20 protein-coding genes and 1 riboswitch are annotated in these 25224 nt (G+C 39.7%); all 20 genes read left to right on the top strand.

Translation table 11 applies throughout. The features are described 5' to 3' along the window. Nucleotides 1-15 precede the first annotated feature (15 nt). Complete coding sequence (locus tag FQT67_RS06625; RefSeq protein ID WP_046177185.1) at nt 16-939, top strand: ABC transporter ATP-binding protein; 924 nt, start codon at nt 16-18, stop codon at nt 937-939. A gap of 8 nt (nt 940-947) precedes the next feature. Next, complete coding sequence (locus tag FQT67_RS06620) at nt 948-2075, top strand: SagG family ABC transporter permease subunit (RefSeq protein WP_046177184.1); 1128 nt, start codon at nt 948-950, stop codon at nt 2073-2075. Continuing rightward, nucleotides 2072-3190 carry an ABC transporter permease gene (locus tag FQT67_RS06615; protein WP_003057434.1) on the top strand — a complete coding sequence of 373 codons (1119 nt, stop codon included), beginning with the start codon at nt 2072-2074 and terminating at the stop codon, nt 3188-3190. Before FQT67_RS06620 ends, FQT67_RS06615 begins: the two co-directional genes overlap by 4 nt. Nucleotides 3191-3544: 354 nt before the next feature. Next, nucleotides 3545-6370, top strand: a complete 2826-nt coding sequence (locus FQT67_RS06610; RefSeq protein WP_046177183.1) for an endonuclease/exonuclease/phosphatase family protein — start codon at nt 3545-3547, stop codon at nt 6368-6370. Between the two features lie 213 nt (nt 6371-6583). Continuing rightward, nucleotides 6584-6703, top strand: a riboswitch (PreQ1 riboswitch). After that, nucleotides 6701-7204 carry a QueT transporter family protein gene (locus FQT67_RS06605; protein WP_003050124.1) on the top strand — a complete coding sequence of 168 codons (504 nt, stop codon included), beginning with the start codon at nt 6701-6703 and terminating at the stop codon, nt 7202-7204. (Overlaps the previous riboswitch by 3 nt.) A 146-nt stretch (nt 7205-7350) precedes the next feature. Further along, nucleotides 7351-9309 carry an NAD-dependent DNA ligase LigA gene (gene ligA, locus FQT67_RS06600; RefSeq protein WP_046177182.1) on the top strand — a complete coding sequence of 653 codons (1959 nt, stop codon included), beginning with the start codon at nt 7351-7353 and terminating at the stop codon, nt 9307-9309. A gap of 12 nt (nt 9310-9321) precedes the next feature. Next, complete coding sequence (locus FQT67_RS06595) at nt 9322-10344, top strand: diacylglycerol kinase family lipid kinase (RefSeq protein WP_003057494.1); 1023 nt, start codon at nt 9322-9324, stop codon at nt 10342-10344. Nucleotides 10345-10352: 8 nt separating this feature from the next. Beyond that, on the top strand, nt 10353-12653 hold the full coding sequence (gene pulA / locus FQT67_RS06590) for a type I pullulanase (protein ID WP_172601568.1): 2301 nt from the start codon (nt 10353-10355) through the stop codon (nt 12651-12653). Nucleotides 12654-12759: 106 nt separating this feature from the next. Further along, complete coding sequence (glgB, locus tag FQT67_RS06585) at nt 12760-14640, top strand: 1,4-alpha-glucan branching protein GlgB (protein WP_046177180.1); 1881 nt, start codon at nt 12760-12762, stop codon at nt 14638-14640. A 126-nt stretch (nt 14641-14766) separates the two neighbouring features. After that, nucleotides 14767-15906, top strand: a complete 1140-nt coding sequence (locus tag FQT67_RS06580) for a glucose-1-phosphate adenylyltransferase (RefSeq protein ID WP_046177179.1) — start codon at nt 14767-14769, stop codon at nt 15904-15906. Continuing rightward, nucleotides 15896-17029, top strand: coding sequence for a glucose-1-phosphate adenylyltransferase subunit GlgD (gene glgD, locus FQT67_RS06575; RefSeq protein WP_003060959.1), 1134 nt, complete (start codon nt 15896-15898; stop codon nt 17027-17029). Before FQT67_RS06580 ends, glgD begins: the two co-directional genes overlap by 11 nt. Then, nucleotides 17026-18465, top strand: a complete 1440-nt coding sequence (gene glgA, locus FQT67_RS06570) for a glycogen synthase GlgA (protein WP_015057468.1) — start codon at nt 17026-17028, stop codon at nt 18463-18465. Before glgD ends, glgA begins: the two co-directional genes overlap by 4 nt. A 264-nt stretch (nt 18466-18729) precedes the next feature. After that, nucleotides 18730-18927 carry a F0F1 ATP synthase subunit C gene (locus FQT67_RS06565; RefSeq protein WP_002985249.1) on the top strand — a complete coding sequence of 66 codons (198 nt, stop codon included), beginning with the start codon at nt 18730-18732 and terminating at the stop codon, nt 18925-18927. A 34-nt stretch (nt 18928-18961) separates the two neighbouring features. Further along, nucleotides 18962-19678 carry a F0F1 ATP synthase subunit A gene (gene atpB, locus FQT67_RS06560; RefSeq protein WP_003050130.1) on the top strand — a complete coding sequence of 239 codons (717 nt, stop codon included), beginning with the start codon at nt 18962-18964 and terminating at the stop codon, nt 19676-19678. Nucleotides 19679-19695: 17 nt separating this feature from the next. Further along, the gene (gene atpF, locus FQT67_RS06555) at nt 19696-20190 is read left to right on the top strand and encodes a F0F1 ATP synthase subunit B (protein ID WP_046177178.1); all 495 of its coding nucleotides are present in this window, start codon (nt 19696-19698) and stop codon (nt 20188-20190) included. Further along, nucleotides 20190-20726, top strand: coding sequence for a F0F1 ATP synthase subunit delta (locus FQT67_RS06550; protein WP_003057492.1), 537 nt, complete (start codon nt 20190-20192; stop codon nt 20724-20726). Before atpF ends, FQT67_RS06550 begins: the two co-directional genes overlap by 1 nt. 15 nt (nt 20727-20741) lie before the next feature. Continuing rightward, complete coding sequence (atpA, locus tag FQT67_RS06545) at nt 20742-22247, top strand: F0F1 ATP synthase subunit alpha (RefSeq protein ID WP_046177177.1); 1506 nt, start codon at nt 20742-20744, stop codon at nt 22245-22247. A gap of 18 nt (nt 22248-22265) precedes the next feature. Continuing rightward, nucleotides 22266-23141, top strand: a complete 876-nt coding sequence (locus FQT67_RS06540; protein ID WP_002985236.1) for a F0F1 ATP synthase subunit gamma — start codon at nt 22266-22268, stop codon at nt 23139-23141. 162 nt (nt 23142-23303) lie between these two features. Further along, nucleotides 23304-24710, top strand: a complete 1407-nt coding sequence (gene atpD / locus FQT67_RS06535) for a F0F1 ATP synthase subunit beta (RefSeq protein ID WP_003057452.1) — start codon at nt 23304-23306, stop codon at nt 24708-24710. Nucleotides 24711-24722: 12 nt separating this feature from the next. Continuing rightward, the gene (locus tag FQT67_RS06530; protein ID WP_003050138.1) at nt 24723-25139 is read left to right on the top strand and encodes a F0F1 ATP synthase subunit epsilon; all 417 of its coding nucleotides are present in this window, start codon (nt 24723-24725) and stop codon (nt 25137-25139) included. Nucleotides 25140-25224: the final 85 nt, after the last annotated feature.

Raw genomic sequence — 25224 nt, 5'->3', positions numbered from 1 at the left:
GAAGAGGAGTAATATATGAGTTTTGTAGAATTAACAGATGTTGTCAAAGTCTATAAAGGTGGTAAAAAGGCGGTTGATAACGTGTCATTGACCATTGAAGAAGGTAGAATCTATGGCCTATTGGGACCAAATGGTGCAGGTAAATCCACTCTAATCAATCTGATTTTGGGCTTAATTCCTTTGAGTTCTGGTGATGTGACCGTTTTACAAGAATCTCAGAAATCGATTCGTAAAATTAGTTCTCAGATTGGCTATGTTCCTCAAGATATTGCTGTCTACCCTGATTTAACCGCTTATGAAAATGTGGAGTTGTTTGGTTCTTTGTATGGTCTAAAAGGTAATCAATTAAAGGAGAAGGTTTTAAAAAGCTTAGATTTTGTTGGTTTGCGTGAGCAGGCTAAACAATTTCCTAGTCAATTCTCTGGAGGAATGAAAAGACGCTTAAACATTGCCTGTGCGTTGGTTCATTCTCCTAAGTTAATTATCTTTGATGAACCTACTGTTGGGATTGACCCACAGTCTCGAAATCATATTCTAGAGTCTATTCGTCTTTTAAATGCAGAAGGGGCCACAGTCATTTATACGACCCACTATATGGAGGAAGTTGAAGCCCTTTGTGATTATATCTTCATCATGGACCACGGTCAGGTTATTGAACAAGGCGATAAACATGATCTTGAAAAACGTTATGCTGCTGATTTGACCAATCAAATCATAGTAACTTTGACCAATCCGCAAGGTTTAGAAGTATCTGACAAACCTGGTTGGAGCTTGAAAAATGATGGTGATGAATCTATTTTAATCATTGAGAACGAAGACATTGCTAGCGTGGCCCGTCAATTGACCGAGGCAAATGTTGGATTCAGTGAGATTAAGCATAACCACTTGAATTTAGAAGAAATCTTCTTGCACTTAACGGGTAAGAAGTTAAGAGATTAGAGGTTATTATGGTTTTATTACATTTAATCAAAAAAGAAAGTTTGCAGATTTTTCGAAATCGAACAGCTTTATTAATGATGGTTATTTTTCCCATTGTAATGATTGTGATTTTAAGTTTTGCCTTTAAATCAAGCTTCAATGCAGCAACAACAGTCCCTAAATTAACAGTCCGTTACCAGCTGGAAGGGAAAAAAACAGACTATCAAAAGAATTTTCTAGATTTTTTGAAGGTATTAAACAAAGAACTAAAGCTAGAAGCTGAACCCAGCAAGTCTCTTGAAGCGGATAAGAAGAAGGTTAGCGAGGGTGCTTTGACGGCTACTCTAGAAGTCAAAAGTAACCAAACCATTAAGGTGACGACTAATAAGATTAATCAACAGAATGCTGATTTGATCAATATGTTGGTGACAAACTATGTGGATAATGCCAAAACCTACGATTCCATCGCTGAATTGTACCCACAACGTTTAGGGGAAGTTAAGAAGCGCAAAGTAGACTTTGTTAAGGTTAGTTCTGTTCAAACAAGTAAGGGAATGACCTCGGCTGATTATTATGCCATTTCCATGTTCACTATGATTACTTTTTATAGTATTATGTCAGCAATGAACCTTGTCTTATCTGATCGGCAACAACACACAACGAATCGGATTCACCTGACTGGGGTTTCTCCTAGCTTGCTTGTGCTCGGTAAAGTGATTGGGGCTATGCTAGCAACGACTGTTCAGTTGGGTATTCTTTATATCTTTACTAGGTTTGTCTTGCGAGTCAATTGGGGAACCAATGATTGGCAGATTATCGGAGTGACGGCTTCCTTGATTTATTTATCTGTGGCTATCGGTATCGGAATGGCAACCAGTATTAAAAATGAATCTTTCTTGACAGTGGCTTCAAATGCGGTTATTCCCATCTTTGCCTTTTTGGGAGGAAGCTACGTTCCTTTGTCTACTTTGAATAGTCCTTTACTTAATCAATTATCCAACATTTCTCCAATCAAGTGGGTTAATGATAGTTTGTTCTACCTTATTTTTGGTGGGCAAAACAATCCAATCCCAGTGACATTGATGGTTAATATTGGTCTTGGAACAGCCTTTATTCTACTCGCTTTAATAGGAATGAGAAAGCAGGTGAGCGTATGATTCGTTTTATCAAAACATTATTTGTTAAAATACGGCGGAAAAAAACCAGTTACGTGACCTTTCTTTTGTTGCCTATTTTAACAACACTGTTGGCTTTATCTTTGAGCTTTTCAGGAAATAATCAGGCTAAAATTGGAATTTTAGACAAAGATCACAGTCGAATTTCGAAACAATTTGTTGCTCAGCTAAAACAAACGAAAAAGTACGATGTGTTCACCAAAATAGAAGAAAAGCATATTGATAATTACCTTCAAAACAAATCTTTAGAAGCTGTTTTGACCATTGATAAAGGCTTTTCCGAAAAAGTGTTAACAGGTGAAGCACAGAAACTGAAGCTGCGCTCTATTGCTAATAGTGAAATTACAGAATGGGTCAAAGCACAAGCTAATTACCTTTTGGAGAATTATAATATCATGGGCGATGTGGCTGCTGGGGATCACAAACGATTTGACCAGTTGTTGCAGAAGAATAAGAGTTTGAATTATCACGTGCAACAAGAGACCTTAGCTGATCGTTCACGTAGCAAATCAGTGTCATCTACCACAACAGGTTTCTTATTAATCTTGATGCTAGGTAGCACGAGTGTGATTTATGGTGGGATTTTAACAGACAAGTCTAGTCAAATTTATAATCGTTTAGTACTATCTCGTTTGTCTCGTTTTCAATACATGCTCAGTTATGTCTGTGTTGGTCTTGTCGCTTTTACAATTCAAATTGCGATTATGTTTAGCCTGTTAAAGATTTTTAACGTTAGTTTTTACATTCCGACCCCAATGCTCTTACTGATTTTCTTCCTCTTTAGTTTGTTAGCGATAGGTTTTGGTTTGTTAATTGGTGCGGTGACTCAAAATGCCCAGCAAAGTAGTCAATTAGCCAACTTAATTATAATGCCAACGTCTATGCTGGCAGGGTGTTTATGGCCCTTGTCCATTACCCCTTCTTATATGCAAGCTATTGGGAAACTCTTACCTCAGAATTGGGTTCTTTCAGCGATCGCTGTTTTCCAAAGTGGAGGAAGCCTAGCACAGGCCTGGCCTTATCTTTTGGCAATGCTAGTGACAGCAGTGACTTTCATAACTTTGTCAAGTGTCTTATTAAAACCTGCTCATTCATAAGATTCAGGTTTAGAAATAGTAGTCTATTGTTCCTTTGATGAGCAATTGGCGAGATAAAAGCATCCATCTGACTGATTAGTGGTAACTAATCTGGTTAGATTGGTGCTTTTTAGGTGAAAAAGATTAACTTTCTGAACAAATGAGTGAATGGTAAGATGCTGTATCCAAAAGTGAAAGTACACCCGAAAAACGTTTGTTTTTTAATGGAAACCAACGAAAAATAAGTCATTGATAACGATTACATTTTTATTAATGCTAACTTTTTGTAACAAAATATACAAAAATGTATTTCTTTTGCTTGTCAATTTTGTTACAATAGGCGTGTATTAAACGTACTAAATAAAAGGAGTTTTTATGTTAAACAGGAAATTTTTCACTTATGCGTCATTATTAGCATTGGTTGCTGTTCCTACTGTTGTTGAAGAGGTTACTCTGCAACAGCATCCCGTCTATGCTGAAGAGGTGGTCGTCCCTAAATCAGAAGAACCTGTTGCCACTGGTGTGGAAGAGAATAGTTCTGCAACAACTCCCCTCGCCCCTGTCGAAACTACTCAACCAGCTCCTACAACACCAGCTGACTCAGGCAATACGACTGTAGCAGCTAAAGAAGAGACCCCAGCGAGTCCTGAAGTAATGGCAGATGCTAATGGCAGCCAGCCTGTTTCAGACGTTCGAGTAAGTCCTGAAGGCAAACCTTACACGGTTACAGGTAAAATTATCAGCGTCGTGAATGGCTGGGGTGGTAATGGTTTTTACATTCAAGATAGCAATGGCACAGGACTTTACATTTACCCTGAGAAAAATTTGGGTTATGCCAGTGGAGACATTATTCAACTGACAGGTACACTTACTAATTTCAAGGGTGAATTGCAGTTGAAAAAAATTACTGCCCATAAAAAATTAGAAGGTCAGCTTCCTACCCCTGTTAAAGAAACAACCATTCCCGAATTAGAAAAAGCAACTCAATCAACACTAGTTAAGTTATCGAATGTAACTGTAGGAGAAATAGCATCGGATAAATACGAAACCTCTTCTTTTAATGTCACAGATAACGATGGTAAAAGTGTGGCAGTTCGTTTAGACAATCGCACGGGGATTAAAACAAGTGACTTAGTCGCTAAAATTGGCCAGGGGGATGTCATCAATTTGACAGCTATTTTGTCAACTTTTGATGGAAAATTGCAATTAAAACCATTTACCTTGGAACAATTTGAAGTGGTGAAACAGGCTGTCAGAAAAGAAGACACTACGCCAGTTGGCAAGGTTGTGAAAATTGGAGATATCCAAGGGACTCATCATACTTCGCCTCTTTTGAAAAAAGCTGTAACAGTTGAACAAGTTGTTGTCACTTACTTAGAGGATTCCACTCATTTTTACGTTCAAGATCTTAACGGCGATGGTAATGTAGCCACTTCAGACGGTATCCGTGTCTTTGCTAAAAGCGCGAAAGTAGCTGTCGGAGATGTATTGACGATTTCCGGAGAGGTTGAAGAATTTTTTGGTCGTGGATATGAGGAACGTAAACAAACGGACCTTACAATTACCCAAATTGTGGCTAAAACTGTTACCAAAACAGGAACGGCTCCAGTACCAGCCCCTCTTGTGTTAGGTAAAGATCGTGTGGCACCTGCTGATGTCATTGATAATGATGGCTTACGTGTCTTTGACCCACAAGAAGATGCTATTGACTATTGGGAATCCATGGAAGGCATGTTGGTTGCTGTCGACGATGCGAAAATCCTTGGTCCAATGAAAAATAAAGAAATCTATGTTTTACCTGGTTCTAGCACGAGAGTGTTGAACAATTCAGGTGGTGTATTGTTACCTGCAACCAGTTACAATACCGATGTGATTCCTGTACTTTTCAAAAAAGGTAAGCAAACCATCAAATCTGGTGATTCTTACAAAGGAAGATTAGCTGGACCAGTCTCATACAGTTATGGTAATTACAAGGTTTTTGTTGATGATAGCCAAAAGATGCCTGTCTTAATAGATGGCCATCTTGCACCTGAAAAAACACATTTGCAAAAAGACCTAAGCAAATTAAGTATTGCATCTTATAATATTGAGAACTTCTCAGCAAACCCATCTTCAACCAAGGATGAGAAAGTCAAACGTATTGCTGAATCCTTTATTCACGATTTGAATGCACCTGATATCATTGGACTGATTGAGGTACAAGATAATAACGGCCCAATCGATGATGGTACTACAGATGCTACCCAAAGTGCTCAACGCCTGATTGATGCTATTCAAAAACTTGGAGGCCCAACTTATCGTTATGTTGATATTGCTCCAGAAAATAATGTTGACGGTGGTCAACCTGGTGGGAATATTCGGACAGGCTTCCTCTATCAGCCAGATCGTGTTAGTTTATCGGATAAGCCAAAAGGTGGCGCTAAGGATGCTCTGTCATGGGTAAACGGGGAGTTAAACCTCAGTGTTGGTCGAATTGATCCAACTAATCCTGCTTGGAAAGATGTCCGTAAATCACTAGCAGCAGAATTTGTTTTCCAAGGAAATAAAGTCATTGTGGTAGCAAACCATTTGAACTCTAAGCGTGGGGACAATGCTCTTTATGGACGTGTGCAACCTGTTACCTTCAAATCTGAAGAAAGACGCCATGTTTTAGCTAATATGTTGGCTAAATTTGCCAAAGAAGGAGCAACTCATCAGGCAAATATTGTGATGTTAGGTGACTTTAACGATTACGAATTCACAAAGACGATTCAATTGATTGAAGAAGGGGATATGGCTAACTTGGTTAGCAGACATGATTTAGCAGATCGTTATTCTTATTTCTACCAAGGAAACAATCAAACCCTCGATAACATGCTAGTATCTCATAACCTGCTTGGTCAGTATGAATTTGACATGGTGCATGTGAATTCACCGTTTATGGAAGTTCATGGCCGTGCTTCTGACCATGATCCATTGTTGCTTCAATTATCCTTTAAAAAAGCCGCAGATGCAGGTATAGAGGAAGGTAAACCAGCTCTGACTGCTACTGAGCAGAAAAAGGTAGTGACAGCTAAACCACTTGCGGCAGCTCAAAAAGCTTCCTCAGAGAAGGCTTTGCCAAAAGCAGGTGAAAAAGCTGGGATTGTGATGACTATCTTAGGAATGACTAGCCTGTTTGCTTCTGTTAAGTTATTTAGAAAAGGCCGAGAAGGACAATAAGCACAAAACAGTTTTAAAATCCCTAGTGGGGTAAAGGACCTGAATAAATGATCAGGTCCTTTTACTTTTCAGCCACATAATTTATCTCACAAAAGAGAAAATTATGACACTAAAAGTATTCAGTTAGTCTGTATGAAAGGAATTGAGAAGGTAACCATGTCCCTTTGTTATAGGTCGCAGACTTATTTAGTATTTTTGTCAAGTTGGCCTTTTTGTGGTACAATGTAACCGTTGCTTAGCAACCCTTGGTGCTTAGTTCCCTTTCACCAAGCATATTAGACACGTAAAGAGTTAGGTTTGACTAACTGCTTTGACGTTAAAGGAGAAAAAATGACAAAATTAACAGTGCGTGACTACGTTCACATTGCTTTAGTGGCTGCTCTCTATGTGGTATTGACCATTACGCCTCCTCTGAATGCCATTTCTTATGGAATGTATCAGTTTAGGGTATCTGAAATGTTGAATTTCCTTGCTTTTTACCATCGCAAGTATATCATTGCAGTGACTCTTGGGTGTATGATTGCAAACTTTTACAGTTTCGGACTTATTGATGTCTTTGTTGGCGGTGGCTCAACCCTTATTTTTGTGACGTTGGGTGTCGTTCTCTTTAGGAAGTACCACAAAGACTATCTATTTAATGGTCTTGTTAACAAGGCATTCTTTTACTTTTCTTTCTTTTTTGCCGCTTCCATGGTGACCGTTGCTATTGAGCTTTCTTTCTTTGGTGCACCCTTCCTATTGACCTGGTTTACAACGGCTATGGGGGAATTGGCATCGCTGCTCATCGGTTCTCTGATTATTGATAAGCTAGCTAAGCGTATGTCTTTTCATTAACGAATATTCATAACCGGAGTGAGAGAAGCCCCTACACTTTTTAGAAAATAGGTACTTGGACAGTTGCTGGATTTTACAGCTGTCCTTTTTATTTTCTTCTGATTAGGAAATAGCTTATTTTCACTCTTTTATGATAAAATAAGAGTATGAAAAAACGCATAAGAGAATTGACGGAATTGCTTAACCGTTATCGTCAAGAATACTATACCAATGATTCCCCTTCTGTTTCTGATAGTGAGTACGATAAGCTTTATCGTGAGCTAGTGGATCTTGAAAATCAATACCCTGAGCATGTCTTACAAGATAGCCCAACTCAGAATGTCGGAGGAACCCTTCTCACCGGTTTTGACAAATACCAGCACCAGTATCCGCTATTTAGTTTGCAGGATGCTTTTTCGCGTGAGGAATTAGATGTCTTTGACAAGCGGGTTAAATCGGAATTTCCTGATGCCACTTATCTAGCAGAGCTAAAAATCGACGGCTTATCCATCTCTTTAAGTTATGAAAATGGCCAATTACAGGTGGGAGCTACCCGCGGAGATGGTAGTGTTGGTGAAAACATTACAGAGAATCTTAAACAGATTAAAGATATTCCTCAAGTATTGCCTCAACCCCTGACCATAACTGTTCGAGGAGAGGCCTACATGTCTCGGCAATCCTTTAAAGCAATTAATGAAGAGAGACAGGAAAACGGTGAAACAGAATTTGCCAATCCTAGAAATGCTGCTGCGGGTACCTTGAGGCAATTAGATACGGCGGTAGTGGCCAAGCGTCAATTGGCTACTTTTCTCTATCAAGAAGCTAGTCCCACAACCAGAAGTCAGCAAGATCATGTCTTGAAAGCATTAGCCGATTTGGGCTTCTCAGTTAATCAGCGTCACCATCTGTCATCCTCTATGGATGAGATTTGGGATTTTATTCAAACTGTGGAGGCAGAACGCGATCAATTGGCTTATGATATTGACGGTATTGTCATCAAAGTGAATAACTTAGCCATGCAAGAAGAGTTGGGATTTACGGTTAAAGCGCCACGTTGGGCGATTGCCTACAAGTTTCCAGCAGAAGAAAAAGAGGCAGAAATCCTTTCGGTTGACTGGACAGTTGGTAGAACAGGTGTGGTTACCCCAACAGCAAACTTGAAACCAGTTCAATTAGCTGGAACAACGGTCAGCAGGGCTACCTTGCATAACGTCGATTATATTGCGGAAAAAGATATTCGAATTGGAGATACTGTAATTGTCTATAAAGCGGGGGATATTATTCCTGCTGTCTTGCGCGTGGTTTCTGACAAGCGACAGGAACAGGTGCCTATGTGGATTCCAAGTCAATGCCCATCTTGTCAGAGTGATTTGGTGCATTTTGAGGATGAAGTAGCTCTACGCTGTATCAATCCTTTGTGTCCGAGTTTGATTCAGCGAGGGTTGGAACATTTTGCCAGTCGAAATGCCATGAATATTGCTGGGCTTGGGCCTGCTGTTGTGGAAAAACTCTTTTTAGCAGGGCTTGTTCACGATGTGGCAGATATTTACAAGCTTACTAAGGAAGATCTTCTACATCTAGATGGTATCAAAGAAAAGTCGGCCGAAAAATTGCTAGCAGCTATTGAAACGTCCAAATCAAATTCAGCCGAGAAATTGTTATTTGGTTTAGGCATTCGTCACATTGGTGCTAAGGCTAGTCGTTTAATTTTGGAAACTTGTGGAGACATTGAGCATCTCTTAACGGTTAGAGAAGAAGACATTGCGACTATTGATGGTCTGGGCATGGTAATTGCTAAATCATTGGTTCAATATTTTCAACAAGATTCTGCCATTCTTTTAGTAGAAGAACTAAAGAATGCTGGGGTTAACTTAGCTTATTTAGGACAGAAGATTGATAGTAATGCAGAATTATTTGGCTTAACGGTTGTTTTAACGGGCAAGTTGGAGAAAATGACTCGCAACGATGCAAAAGCAAAATTAGAAACCTTAGGTGCTAAAGTGACTGGCAGTGTGTCTAAGAAAACAGACTTGGTGATTGCTGGAAGTGATGCAGGGTCTAAGTTGGAGAAAGCGCAGGCTTTAGGCATTCGAATCGAGGGTGAAGAGTGGCTAGAGCAGCTTTAAGAGAGGTATTGTATGAAAAAACAAATGAGAGCACGTCTCATTTATAACCCGACATCAGGACAAGAAATGATGAAGAAGAGTGTTCCTGAGGTCTTAGATATTTTGGAAGGGTTTGGGTATGAAACCTCTGCCTTTCAGACGACAGCAGAAAAACATTCTGCTTTAAATGAAGCCAGAAGAGCTGCGAAAGCTGGATTTGATTTACTGATTGCTGCTGGAGGAGACGGTACCATCAATGAGGTGGTCAATGGGATTGCGCCACTGAAAAAGCGTCCCAAGATGGCTATTATCCCAACAGGAACAACCAATGATTTTGCGAGAGCTTTGAAAGTTCCAAGAGGGAACCCTAGTCAGGCAGCCAAACTCATTGGAAAAAACCAAACCATTCAAATGGACATTGGTAGGGCTAAGAAAGACACCTATTTTATCAATATTGCGGCAGCAGGGAGTTTGACTGAATTGACTTATAGCGTTCCTAGTCAGTTAAAAACCATGTTTGGCTACTTAGCTTATCTTGCCAAGGGAGTTGAGTTATTGCCACGTGTTAGCAATGTTCCTGTTAAAATTACTCATGATCAGGGCGTTTTTGAAGGTCAAGTGTCCATGATTTTTGCAGCCATTACCAATTCTGTAGGTGGCTTTGAAATGATTGCTCCGGACGCTAAACTGGATGATGGCATGTTTACCTTGATTTTAATAAAAACGGCTAATCTTTTTGAAATTGTCCATCTTTTACGTTTGGTCTTAGATGGGGGTAAACACATTACAGACCGTCGTGTGGAATACATCAAAACCAGTAAAATAGTAATTGAACCTCAATCAGATAAGCGCATGATGATCAATTTAGATGGAGAATATGGCGGTGATGCCCCAATCACACTTGAAAATTTGAAAAACCATATTACATTCTTTGCAGATACTGATTTGATTTCTGATGATGCCTTGGTATTGGACCAAGAAGAATTGGAAATTGAGGAGATAGTGAAGAAGTTTGCGCATGAAGTAGAAGATTTAGAACAAGAACTGGAGGAATAAAAGAAGTGATAGATAATGCCATTACCGTTCATTATCATAGTCGTCAAGGAAACTACTTTAATTTAAGTTTGTGGCAGTGGCAAGATGGGAAATGGGGAAAAGATGCCTACTTCTCTCGATTTGATAGTTTTGGTGCAGTAGCTCAGTTAAGTTATCCGGCTCCTTACTTTTTAAGCCATGCTTATGTGATTGTAAAAGATCAATTGTGGCAGCACAAAACGATTGATTATCGTATTGACCGTGACTATGGTGTTCCAAAAACAGAAGTTTGGCTAGTGGACGGTGATGACACTGTTTATTATTCAAGGCAAGCTGCAGTTGCTAGTCGTTCGTATGGGCGTAGAATGGCTCATTCGTTTGATATGGCAGTTAACAGCAAAGCTTTCGATAAGCGTTGGGGATTTAATGGATGGCTTGGTTTTCGTTACCAGGAGAATCAGACGACCTTTCGCTTATGGGCTCCGACTGCTGAACGAGTTGATCTGATTTTATATGATTCAACAGCTGAACGAGCAAGCGTAGAGAGAGTTGTTCCTATGGTTCGTGGCCATGTCAGTAATCCTGAAGATCATTCTAAAAATACTCACGGAGTGTGGGAGTTATGTTTAGAAGGAGACTATAACTATCAGGCCTATCGTTATCGAGTATATTACCGTAAACGGACCTTTAGAGATACACGAGACCCTTATGCCATTGCAACAACGGCTAATGGTCGCCGCTCCATTGTGATTGCCCCTAACCAGCTAAAGCCAGAAGGTTTTGAAGTCAAACAGGGCAAAGAAGCAACGTGGAGACTAGACAATCCTAATCAAGCTGTTATCTATGAAATGCATGTGCGAGACTTCTCAAAATCTGAGACTTCAGGAGTTAGTCAGCTACATCGTGGTAAATTTAAAGGTTTAATCGAAAAAGGAACGCGTAACGAATTTGGGGACAAGACTTGTTTTGATTATGTCACGTCATTAGGGATAACTCATATTCAGTTGCAACCTCTTTTTGACCATCATCAAATCATTGAAGACAATGGGGAATATGCCTATAACTGGGGATATGATCCTGAAAATTATAATGTTCCTGATGCGAGTTTTACCAGCAATCCTCATGAACCTGCGACACGTATTTTAGAATTAAAAGAAGTGATTCAAGCTTATCACGATGCTGGTATTAATGTCATCATGGATGTGGTTTATAACCATACCTTTTCATCTAGGGACTCAGCATTCCAACTAGCTGTTCCTGATTATTATTACCGGATGAATCCCAACGGAACCTTTCAAAATGGGTCGGGCTGTGGTAATGAGATGGCTAGTGAAAAGGAAATGTACCGTAAGTTCATGCTTGATTCTATTTTATATTGGACCAAAGAATTTAATATTGATGGTTTCCGTTTTGATTTAATGGGCTTGCATGATATTGAAACCATGAATCTTATCAGACGGGAATTAGATAAAATTGACCCAAGAATTCTTGTTTTTGGAGAAGGATGGGATATGGGAGTGGGGTTAGCTCCTGAACAAAAAGCTAAAAAAGATAATGCTTACAAGATGCCAGGAATTGGTTTCTTTAATGATGATCAGCGTAACGCGGTTAAAGGCGCTGAAATCTATGGGACCTTTGAGGAAGGTTTTGCCTCTGGTGCAGCGACTGAAGATTGTGTTGCCAAGTCTATTTTGGGAAGTGATGAGTTGGTCCATTATCTAAGTCCTAGTCAGGTAGTTAATTATGTAGAAGCTCATGACAACTACAACTTGAATGACCTCTTTTGGGCGCTCAATCCAACTGATAATCAAGAAGAACATACTCGTCGTATTCAGCTAGCTTCTGCCATGAATATCTTGATGCAAGGCATGTGTTTTATGCAGATTGGTCAGGAGTTTCTAAGAACTAAATTATATCCGACAGGAGAACAAGGAGAACTCACCCACGCAGACAAAGAAAGAGCAATGAATTCTTATAACGCTCCAGATCAGGTGAATCAAATTGACTGGAGACAAGTCACTCTAGAAAAAGAAACCGTTGCTTTTATGAAAAAATTAATTTTTTTGAAAACAAAAACCCATCTGTTTTCATATCCAAGTTTCGAAGAAATTCGTCGTCATGTCTACATTGAAAAAGCGGATAAAGGTACTGGTTTTATCAGTTTCACAGTGGATGATAAAAGAAAATACAAGGTTATTTTCACAACTTCTGGCAAACGCTTGCAATCATGTGTCGAGCATGATATAATTGAAACAAATGACAAGCGCTTTCAAAAAGGGGAGTTGTTACTCAATCATTTGACAGCGATGATCCTTGATATTACAGAATAACCTGAGGTTTCTCAGGTTATTTTTGTTTTCTTGAGGCATAATCTTGTCTGGGATGAACCTGAAAATAGAGGTTTAAAAAGAGTGAGGATTAAAAGAGGGTGATGGAATGGACAATGAGTTAGCGCTTTACACATTTGGCACCGGGGAGAATAACCAGTTGCAAGATTACTTGGGTGTTCACCGGGTTGACATAGATCATAAAACTGCTTACGTCTTCAGGGTGTGGGCTCCGAATGCAGAAGAAGTGAGTCTAATAGGCGATTTTACTGACTGGAAAGCTAACCCTTTAAGCATGTTTAGGCATGAGGCAGGTATTTGGGAGGTGACCACACCATTAGCTAAAGAAGGGGATATTTACAAATACCTGGTTAAACGGCAAGGTGGTCACGTTGTCGAGAAAATTGATCCTCTTGCTGTCTTGTTTGAAGCTAGGCCAGGGACAGGAGCTGTTGTTAAAACATTACCAGATAAAAAATGGCGAGATAGTTTGTGGATGGGGCGAAGGAAACGCTTTGGGTTTAGAGAAAGACCTGTTAACATCTATGAGGTCCACGCTAATTCTTGGAAGAAGGATGAAACTGGAAAGCCATATGACATGTCTCGCTTGAAAGAAGAGCTGATTCCTTATCTCAAAAAGATGCATTATACTCATGTAGAATTTCTTCCTGTCATGACGCATCCTTTGGACATGAGCTGGGGATACCAACTGATGGGGTATTTTGCTTTTGATTCGACCTTTGGTAGCCCAGAGGATTTCCAGGACTTTGTCGAGGCTTGTCACCTTAATAATATTGGCGTTATTGTCGACTGGGTACCAGGGCATTTTACACAAAATGATGATGCTTTAGCTTACTTTGATGGAACGCCAACCTTTGAGTATCAAGACCATCATCGAGCGCGGAATTATGGCTGGGGGGCTTTGAACTTTGATTTAGGTAAAAATCAGGTACAGTCTTTCTTAATCTCCAGTGCCTTATTTTGGTTAGAAACTTATCATATTGATGGTATCCGAGTAGATGCGGTTAGCAACATGTTGTATTTAGATTATGATCAAGGGCCGTGGACACCTAATATTTATGGTGGAAACCAAAATCTTGAAGGGGTTGCCTTTCTTCAAAAATTGAATCGGGTGATAAAAGAAAAACACCCAGATGTCATGATGATCGCAGAGGAATCCTCTTCAGCAACACCGATTACCAGCCCTATTGAAGAGGGTGGACTAGGGTTTGATTACAAATGGAACATGGGTTGGATGAATGATATTTTGAGGTTCTATGAAGAAGACCCTTATTACCGGCAATTTGATTTCAACCTCTTGACTTTTAGTTTTGTGTATTGTTTCAATGAACGCTATATTCTGCCATTTTCTCATGACGAAGTAGTGCATGGTAAGAAGAGCATGATGCATAAGATGTGGGGAGATCGCTATAATCAATTTGCAGGCTTGCGAAATCTCTACACTTATCAAATGTGTCATCCAGGTAAAAAATTACTATTTATGGGCTCTGAATTTGGTCAATTTTTAGAGTGGAAGTACAATGATCAACTAGAATGGCATGATTTGGAAGATCACTTTAATGCCAAACTACAACGGTTTACAGCTGAGTTAAATCAGTTTTATAAAGATCATAACATGCTTTGGCAAAATGATGAGACGTATGACGGTATTGATATCATTGATGCTGATAACAAACAAGAATCGGTTTTATCTTTCTGCCGCCTCAACAATAAAGGGGAACTGTTGTTGTGCGTCTTTAACATGACGCCTGTTGAACGACCAGGTTTTACTGTAGGTGTTCCAGTCGCAGGAATCTATGAGGAAGTTTTCAATACTGAAATGGAAGCGTATGGAGGTGTTTGGAAAGAACACAATCCTATCACTAAAACAGTACAAGCACAATGGAAAGAATATGATCAAACCCTCTCTTTCACTTTACCAGCATTGGGAGCAAGTATCTGGAAGGTTAAGCGTCGTCAAAAAGACTAGGAAATGTAAGAATAACTCTCCTCTTTTTATCATTAATGTCGGATTAAGAGATGAAGGGAAGAAAGAGAGCTTATCCAAAAGTCTCTTTGACATATTAGGTGATGTTAGTCATGAAAGGATATCTAAATGAAGAATGAAATGTTAGCTCTTATCTTGGCCGGTGGTCAAGGAACTCGTTTAGGAAAATTAACACAAAGTATTGCTAAACCAGCAGTGCAATTTGGGGGTCGCTATCGTATCATCGATTTTGCCTTGTCAAATTGTGCCAATTCAGGGATTCACCATGTTGGTGTCATTACCCAGTATCAACCGTTAGCTCTTAATAACCATATTGGGAATGGGTCATCTTGGGGTCTTGATGGCATTAATGCTGGTGCTACCATTTTACAACCTTACTCAGCAACAGAAGGTAATCGTTGGTTCCAAGGAACCAGTCATGCCATCTATCAAAACATTGATTACATTGATAGTATTGATCCTGACTATGTCCTTATCTTATCTGGGGATCATATTTACAAAATGGACTATGATGACATGCTTCAAAAACACAAAGACAACATGGCCAGCTTATCAGTCGCTGTCATTGATGTGCCTCTAAAAGAAGCTAGCCGTTTTGGTATTATGAACACGGATACCAGTGATCGTATTGTGGAATTTGAAGAGAAACCAGCTCACCCCAAATCAACCAAGGCCTCTATGGGGATTTACATTTTTAACTGGAAACGTCTAAGAACCATGTTGGTTGATGCTGAAAAAAATAATATTGACATGTCTGACTTTGGTCAAAATGTGATTCCCTCCTATCTAGAGACAGGTGAGAGGGTTTATAGTTATAACTTTAAAGGTTACTGGAAAGATGTAGGAACCATCGAATCCTTGTGGGAAGCCAATATGGAATATATCGGAGAAGAAAATGCTCTGGATAGTCGTGACCGCTCATGGAAGATTTACTCTAAGAACCATATTGCACCACCAAACTTTATCACTGAAGAAGCAGATGTTTCGAATTCGCTTGTGGTTGATGGTAGTTTTGTATCAGGGAAGGTTGAGCATTCTATTTTATCAACCAATGTTCAGGTGAAAAAGGGTGCTCAAGTCAAAGATTCCTTTATCATGAGTGACGTTATTATTGGAGAGGGTGCCAAAATCACACGTGCTATTATTGGAGAAGGTGCCGTCATTGGTGACGGTGTTGTGATAGATGGAACTGAGGATGTGCAAGTTGTTGGTTACAATGAAGTAGTGGGGGTTTCAAATGAAGATTGACAAATACACAGCCATTTTGGGAAGTTCAATTGGCTTTGCCGAAATGAAGGGATTGACAGATTCAAGACCCTTGGCAAACTTACCGTTTGATGGGAAATACCGTCTCATAGACTTTCAATTATCCAACCTTGCTAATGCAGGGGTGAGAAGTATTTATGGTATTTTCCGTGGGGAAAATATCCGTTCTGTCTTTGACCATATTAGATCTGGTAGAGAGTGGGGATTAAACTCCTTATTGAGCCACTATTTTTTAGGTTTTTATAACACTGCAGAAGATTCTCAAGAAGCAGATAAAGAGTATTATGATAATATATTGACCTACCTCAAACGTTCTGGATCAGACCAAACCATTTATATGAGTTGTGATATATTATGTAATATCGAACTAAATCAAGTTATCCATCTGCACACGGTTAATCAACGACCTCTTACAGTGGTCTACAAAAAAATGCCAACGGATGCCATCTCAAAAGCCAACGATATTTTAGATATTGATGAGACAGACACCGTTATCAATAGACGTCAGATTCCGAGTGATCAAGATATCGAAAAAATGTCAGCGGGTATTTACATTATTGATACCCCTTGGTTGATTGAACAGATGGAGAAAGAAGCTCAAAAAGAAAAACCTCAAAAGTTACGTTTTTTACTTCGTGAGTTAACCGTTTCAGAAGGAGCTTTGGGATTTGAATACACTGGCTACTTAGCCAATATTCACTCGGTCAAATCTTACTTCGATGCTAATATGGACATGCTTGACCCCCAAAAATTCTATTCGCTTCTTTATGCCAATCAAAAAGTCTACACTCGTGTGAAGAATGAGGAATCGACTTATTTTGATCAAACGTCAGAGGTGAAAAATTCACAGTTTGCATCAGGAAGCATTATTAAGGGATATGTGGAGCATTCTATTGTGTCGCGTAACTGCCACATCGAGGTTGGAGCGCGGGTAAAAAATAGTATTTTATCACCTAAAGCCATTATCGGTGAAGGAGCCATCGTTGAGAATGCTATTATCGACAAATTAGTGGAAGTGACACCTGGTGTTACCATTAAAGGAACGCAAGAAGAACCAATGGTGGTCGCTAAAGGAACTAAGGTTATTGAGGATATGATAAGATGAAAATAATGTTTGTGGCGGCAGAGGGAGCTCCTTTTGCCAAAACGGGTGGTCTAGGTGATGTGATTGGTGCCTTGCCTAAATCCCTGGTCAAAAATGGTCATGAGGTCTCCGTTATTTTGCCTTACTATGATACTATTGACCAAAAATTTGGCGATCAAGTGGAAGACGTGTTGTATTTTTACATACAAGTAGGTTGGCGCCGTCAATACGTTGGTCTCAAGAAGATTGTGAAAGACCAAGTGACCTTTTATTTTATAGATAACCAGTATTATTTCTTTAGAGGAAAAGTCTATGGTGACTGGGACGATGGTGAACGATTTGCTTATTTTCAGCTAGCCGCAATTGAGGCGCTGGAGAGGCTTGATGCGATTCCAGAAGTTTTGCATGTGCATGATTACCATACAGCAATGATTCCTTTCCTATTAAAAGAAAAATATCATTGGATTGAGGCTTATCGAAAGATTAAAACAGTTTTCACTATTCATAATATTGAATTTCAAGGTCAATTTGACCCAGGAATGTTAGGAGACCTATTTGGTGTTGGAGCAGAGCGATATGAGGATGGGACTCTGCGGTGGAACAATTGCCTCAATTGGATGAAAGCTGGGGTATTATATGCAGATCGCGTAACGACTGTATCCCCATCGTATGCCGGTGAAATTCAAACTCCTGAGTTTGGAAAAGGTTTGGATCAGCTGATGCGGATGGAATCGGGGAAATTAACAGGAATTGTTAATGGCATCGACACAGAAGTGCTCAATCCTGAGACAGACCCACACTTAGTTGCTCCCTTTTCAGCAGCCGATTTATCTGGAAAATCAGCCAATAAAAAGAGTTTACAAGAAAGATTGAATCTTCCTGTACGCGATGATGTTCCACTCATTGGGATTGTCTCACGATTGACTGACCAAAAAGGCTTTGACTTGGTGGTGCAGGAGTTGGATAATCTACTCCAGCAAGATGTTCAACTGGTTGTTCTTGGGACAGGTTATAAGGATTACGAGGACGCTTTTAGGTGGTTTGCACAGGTTTACCCAGAGAAGCTTTCAGCTAACATTACCTTTGATTTAGGGTTAGCGCAACAGATTTACGCTGCCTGTGATCTTTTCTTAATGCCAAGTGCCTTTGAACCTTGTGGGTTATCACAAATGATGGCTATGCGCTACGGGACGATTCCAATTGTTCATGAAATCGGAGGATTAAAGGATACGGTTATTCCTTACAACTCCTTTGATAAAACAGGAACTGGATTTGGTTTTAATCACTTCTCCGGTTTTTGGATGATGAAGACCCTCTTGTTTGCTTTGGATGCTTATCGCCATCATCTAGAGGATTGGAAAATGCTACAACAAAATGCCATGACACGTGATTTCTCATGGGAGACAGCTAGCTTGGCTTACGTGAAGTTGTATCACAGTTTGGGAACAGTTATTTAATTTGTTATCAAAAATATGATAAGACCAGAGAGACGGCGAAAGCCGTTTTTCTGCTGGTTGGGGGTTTTGGAATATCCCAACTTTTTTGTTATAATAGAAGTGTGATTCTATTTTTTGAAAGAAAATCCCAACCTTTTTTTCTGTTTTTGTAAAAAGGTTAGTATTAGTCTAAGAAAGCGTACCCAGACTAAAGAAATCTGTTGACATTCTTAATTTTAAGGAATAGAATAGCAAAGTAAAAAAATTTTTAAGGAGTATTCTACTATGAATCCTATTTTCGCATTGGCTTTGGCCTGTTTTGGTGTTTCTCTTGCTGAAGGTTTCTTGATGGCAAATCTTTTCAAAGCAGCTTCTCGCCAACCAGAAATCATTGGTCAATTACGTTCGTTAATGATCTTGGGTGTTGCCTTTATCGAAGGTACTTTCTTCGTTACCCTTGTTATGGCCTTCATTCTTAAATAACAGCCTATTTTATAATAGAAAAGGAGGGTGTTAGATGGAAGAAGCTAAAATACCCATGCTGAAGCTTGGTCCAATAACCTTTAATTTGACCCTACTTGCTGTTTGTATTGTCACAATTGCGATTGTCTTTGCCTTTGTTTTTTGGGCAAGTCGCCAAATGAAATTGAAACCAGAAGGGAAGCAAACTGCTTTAGAATATTTAATCAGTTTTGTGGATGGTATTGGAGAAGAGCACTTAGATCATAATCTACAAAAATCTTATTCGCTCTTACTGTTCACCATTTTTCTCTTTGTGGCTGTCGCTAATAATTTAGGGTTATTTACTAAACTAGAGACAGTTAATGGCTATAACCTATGGACCTCGCCAACAGCCAATCTGGCTTTTGACCTTGCTCTATCTCTTTTTATTACCTTAATGGTACACATTGAAGGGGTTAGACGTCGTGGCTTGGTTGCCCATTTGAAACGTTTGGCTACGCCGTGGCCAATGACTCCGATGAATTTATTAGAAGAGTTCACAAATTTCTTATCACTTGCCATTAGGTTATTCGGTAATATCTTTGCCGGGGAAGTTGTTACAGGTTTGATTGTTCAACTGGCAAATTATCGAGTTTATTGGTGGCCAATTGCTTTCCTAGTCAATATGGCGTGGACAGCCTTTTCAGTCTTTATTTCCTGCATACAGGCTTTCGTTTTCACAAAACTGACAGCGACCTATCTAGGAAAGAAAGTCAATGAATCAGAAGAATAAGGAAGGAGAACAAACGAATGTCAATCACATTTGGTGAACTCGTTGGGAATTTTATTCTAGTAACAGGTTCTGTAATCGTCTTGTTACTCTTGATCAAAAAATTCGCTTGGGGTGCAATTGAATCGATTTTACAGACACGCTCACAACAAATCTCTCGAGATATTGATCAGGCTGAGCAATCACGCTTAAGCGCTCAACAGTTAGAGGCAGAAAGTCAAGCTAACTTGGACGCTAGTCGTTCACAAGCAAGTAAAATCATCAGTGATGCCAAAGAAATTGGTCAATTACAAGGTGATAAATTGGTAGCAGAAGCTACTGATGAAGCAAAACGCTTGAAAGAAAAAGCGTTGACAGATATTGAACAAAGCAAATCAGACGCTATCTCAGCAGTCAAAACAGAAATGTCTGATTTAACGGTTCTTTTAGCGGAAAAAATTATGGGAGCTAATCTTGATAAGGCGGCGCAAAGCCAGCTTATTGATAGTTATCTTGATGACTTAGGAGAAGCTTAATGACCAAAAAAGAACAGGCTCTTATTGAGCAATATGCAAAAAGTCTTGTCGAGGTAGCAAGTGAACATCATTCTCTTGATGCCTTAAAGGCTGATGTGCTTGCCATTTTAGAGACGTTTGAAGCAACGAATCTTGAACATAGTTTATCAAGCCTGGCTGTTCCACATGCTGAAAAAATGAAACTGGTAACCTTATTAAAGGGAAATAATTCTATTTACATGAATAATTTCTTAGACCTCGTTTTACAAAATGAACGTGAGACTTACTTGTATCCTATCCTTCAAGCAGTTTTGAAGGAGATAGCGGCGGTCTCAAATCAGTATGATGTGACCGTTACCTCATCACTACCTTTGACTGAGGAGCAAAAAAGCCGTGTTCGTGCAGTTGTAGCAAAGAAATTTGCTGTAACAGCAGGTCGTTTAATTGAAAAAGTGGATCCTTCGCTTATTGGAGGATTTATTATCAGCGTCAATAATAAAGTAATTGATACCAGTATTCGTCGTCAATTGCAAGCATTTAAAATGAATTTAAAATAGAAAGTGGTGTGACTTTTGGCAATTAATGCACAAGAAATTAGCGCTTTAATTAAAAAGCAAATTGAGAACTTCCAGCCAAATTTCGATGTCACAGAAACTGGGATCGTTACCTATATTGGTGACGGTATTGCACGTGCCCGTGGATTAGATAATGCCATGAGTGGTGAACTTCTTGAATTTGAAAATGGTGCCTACGGGATGGCTCAAAACCTTGAGTCAAATGATGTGGGTATCATTATTCTTGGTGATTTTTCAACAATCCGTGAAGGAGATGTGGTTAAACGTACCGGTAAAATCATGGAAGTACCAGTTGGTGAAGCTCTCATTGGACGTGTGGTAAACCCACTTGGACAACCAGTTGATGGCTTGGGAGATATTGAAACAACTGGCTTTAGACCAGTAGAAACGCCAGCTCCTGGTGTTATGCAGCGTAAATCCGTTTCTGAACCATTACAAACTGGATTAAAAGCAATTGATGCTTTGGTTCCAATTGGTCGTGGGCAACGTGAGTTGATTATCGGAGACCGTCAAACAGGAAAAACATCCGTAGCTATTGATGCGATTTTGAACCAAAAAGGTCAAAACATGATTTGTATCTATGTGGCTATTGGTCAAAAAGAATCAACTGTTCGTACACAAGTTGAAACCCTTCGCCGTTACGGTGCCTTGGATTATACGATTGTTGTGACAGCGTCAGCCTCACAACCATCACCGTTGCTCTTTATCGCTCCTTATGCGGGTGTTGCCATGGCTGAAGAATTTATGTACCAAGGCAAGCATGTCTTGATTGTCTATGATGATTTATCAAAACAAGCGGTGGCTTATCGTGAATTGTCTCTCTTGCTTCGTCGTCCACCAGGTCGTGAAGCTTACCCAGGGGATGTTTTTTACTTGCATAGCCGTCTTTTGGAACGCTCTGCAAAAGTTTCTGATGATTTAGGTGGAGGTTCTATCACAGCTCTGCCATTTATCGAAACACAGGCCGGAGATATCTCTGCATATATTGCGACTAACGTTATTTCGATTACAGACGGACAAATCTTCTTGCAAGAGAATCTCTTTAATTCAGGGATTCGTCCAGCGATTGATGCAGGATCATCTGTCTCACGTGTAGGTGGTTCAGCTCAAATTAAAGCGATGAAAAAGGTTGCTGGTACTCTTCGTTTGGATTTGGCTTCCTATCGTGAATTAGAAGCCTTTACCCAATTTGGTTCGGACCTTGATGCTGCAACACAAGCAAAACTTAATCGTGGTCGCCGTACGGTTGAGATCTTGAAGCAACCATTGCATAAACCATTGCCTGTTGAAAAGCAAGTCGTTATTCTTTATGCCCTTACCCATGGCTTCTTGGATGATGTTCCAGTAGATGATATTTTGGCCTTTGAAGAAGCTCTTTACGACTACTTCGATGTTCATTACGATAACTTATTTGAAACTATCCGTACCACAAAAGACCTTCCTGAAGAAGCTGACCTTGATGCGGCTATTAAAGCGTTTAAAGATCAATCAAACTTTAAGTAATAGAAGGAGGATACTAGTATGGCAGGCTCTCTAAGTGAAATTAAAGCTAAAATTATTTCAACTGAGAAAACAAGTAAAATCACTAGTGCCATGCGTATGGTTTCTTCTGCAAAACTTGTTAAATCTGAGCAGGCAGCTCGTGATTTTCAAATTTATGCCTCAAAAATTCGCCAGATTACCACAGATTTATTGAAATCAGAATTAACCATAGGATCTGATAATCCGATGTTGGTGTCTCGTCCTGTCAAAAAAACAGGCTATATTGTCATCACGTCTGATAAAGGACTTGTTGGGGGTTACAATTCAAAAATCTTGAAATCTGTTATGGATATGATCACAGAGTACCACGCTGATGGTGACTATGAAATCATTTCTATTGGTAGTGTTGGTTCAGACTTCTTCAAAGCAAGAGGGATGAATGTGGCTTTTGAACTTCGTGGACTTGCGGATCAACCAAGTTTTGAACAAGTGAGACAAATCATTTCACAATCCGTTGACATGTTTGTCAATGAGATTTTTGATGAGTTATATGTCTGTTACAATCACCATGTGAATAGCTTAACCAGCCAAGTCCGTGTTCAACAGATGTTGCCAATTTCTGACTTGGTTGCTGATGAAGCAGCAGAAGAAGGTGTTACTGGGTTTGAATTGGAACCTAATCGTCATGATATTTTAGATCAATTGTTACCTCAATTCACAGAAAGTTTAATTTATGGGGCTATCATTGATGCTAAAACGGCTGAACATGCAGCAGGTATGACTGCTATGCAGACAGCGACAGATAACGCTAAGAATGTCATTAACGATTTGACCATCCAATATAACCGAGCTCGTCAAGCAGCAATTACACAAGAAATTACTGAAATTGTTGCAGGAGCAAATGCACTAGAATAAAAAATGACGCTGACTAGCGATTAGGTTATTGTCAGCATTCAATTTTATCAATCGAGATAAAATGACTTATGGGATTCCTTTTTAAAATCACTTGCGGTTTTTAGAATGAGATAGGTTAGTAAAACTAAGCAATCCCTTACTATCGAATATAAGGAGAAATGAATGAGCTCAGGCAAAATTGCTCAGGTTGTTGGTCCAGTAGTAGACGTTATGTTTGCTAGTGGGGACAAACTTCCAGAGATTAATAATGCATTGATTGTTTATAAAGATAGTGATAAAAAGCAAAAAATCGTCCTTGAAGTTGCTCTGGAACTTGGTGACGGTATGGTGCGAACAATCGCTATGGAATCAACTGATGGGCTTACACGTGGGTTAGAAGTTCTTGACACTGGTCGTGCGATTAGCGTACCAGTAGGTAAAGAAACTTTGGGACGTGTCTTTAATGTACTTGGAGAAACCATTGACTTGGAAGAACCATTTGCAGAAGACGTTGACCGTCAGCCAATCCATAAAAAAGCACCATCGTTTGATGAGTTATCAACATCATCAGAAATTCTTGAAACTGGTATCAAGGTAATTGACCTTCTTGCCCCTTACCTTAAAGGTGGTAAAGTTGGACTTTTCGGTGGTGCCGGAGTTGGTAAGACTGTTCTTATCCAAGAATTAATCCACAATATCGCCCAAGAACACGGAGGTATTTCAGTATTTACCGGTGTTGGTGAGCGAACACGTGAAGGAAATGACCTTTACTGGGAAATGAAAGAATCAGGCGTTATTGAGAAAACTGCCATGGTTTTTGGTCAGATGAATGAGCCGCCTGGGGCACGTATGCGTGTAGCCCTTACTGGTTTAACCATTGCTGAGTATTTCCGTGATGTAGAAGGCCAAGATGTTTTGCTCTTTATTGATAATATCTTCCGTTTCACTCAGGCAGGTTCAGAAGTATCAGCCCTCTTAGGCCGCATGCCTTCTGCTGTTGGTTACCAACCGACACTTGCTACTGAAATGGGACAATTGCAAGAACGTATTACGTCAACTCAAAAAGGATCTGTTACTTCTATCCAAGCGATTTATGTGCCAGCCGATGACTATACTGACCCAGCGCCAGCAACTGCATTTGCTCACTTGGATTCAACAACTAACCTTGAGCGTAAATTGACTCAAATGGGTATTTACCCTGCGGTTGACCCATTGGCTTCAAGTTCACGGGCCTTATCACCTGAAATTGTTGGTGAAGAGCACTATGCTGTGGCAACAGAAGTTCAACGTGTGCTTCAACGCTACCGTGAATTACAAGACATCATCGCTATTTTGGGGATGGATGAATTATCAGATGAAGAAAAAACATTGGTTGGACGTGCGCGTCGTATCCAGTTCTTCTTATCACAAAACTTTAATGTTGCTGAACAATTTACAGGTCTTCCTGGTTCTTACGTGCCAGTTGCTGATACAGTTCGCGGCTTTAAAGAAATTCTTGAAGGAAAATACGATGATCTTCCAGAAGACGCCTTCCGTTCAGTTGGTCCAATCGAGGATGTGATTAAAAAAGCCGAAAAAATGGGCTTTTAATGAGGTGATGCCATGACACAAATGACTGTTCAAGTGGTAACGCCAGATGGAATCAAATATGATCACCATGCTAAATTTATTTCGGTAACAACACCAGATGGTGAGATGGGGATTTTACCTAATCACATCAATTTAATTGCACCTTTGCAAGTTCATGAAATGAAAATTCGCCGAGGTGGTGAAGATGAAAAAGTGGACTGGATTGCAATCAATGGTGGTATTATTGAAATCAAGGATAATGTGGTTACCATTGTCGCTGATTCTGCAGAACGTGACCGTGATATCGATGTCAGCCGAGCAGAGCGAGCAAAACTAAGAGCAGAACGTGAAATTGCACAGGCTGAAACAACCCATAATATTGATGAGGTTCGTCGTGCCAAGGTTGCCTTGCGCCGCGCTTTGAATCGTATCAACGTTAGTAAAAAATAAAAGCTGTTAATAAAGAGGGAAGGGATCCAAGCTATGGCTTATCCTTCCTCAATCTTTATGACATCCTTTTTCGAGAGTTTAACCT

The organism is Streptococcus sp. NCTC 11567 (assembly GCF_902141215.1).
GTDB classification, from domain to species: Bacteria; Bacillota; Bacilli; order Lactobacillales; family Streptococcaceae; genus Streptococcus; species Streptococcus dysgalactiae.
The sequence above is the reverse complement of the archived record's forward strand: the minus strand, read 5'-3'. Positions and strand labels throughout refer to the sequence as shown.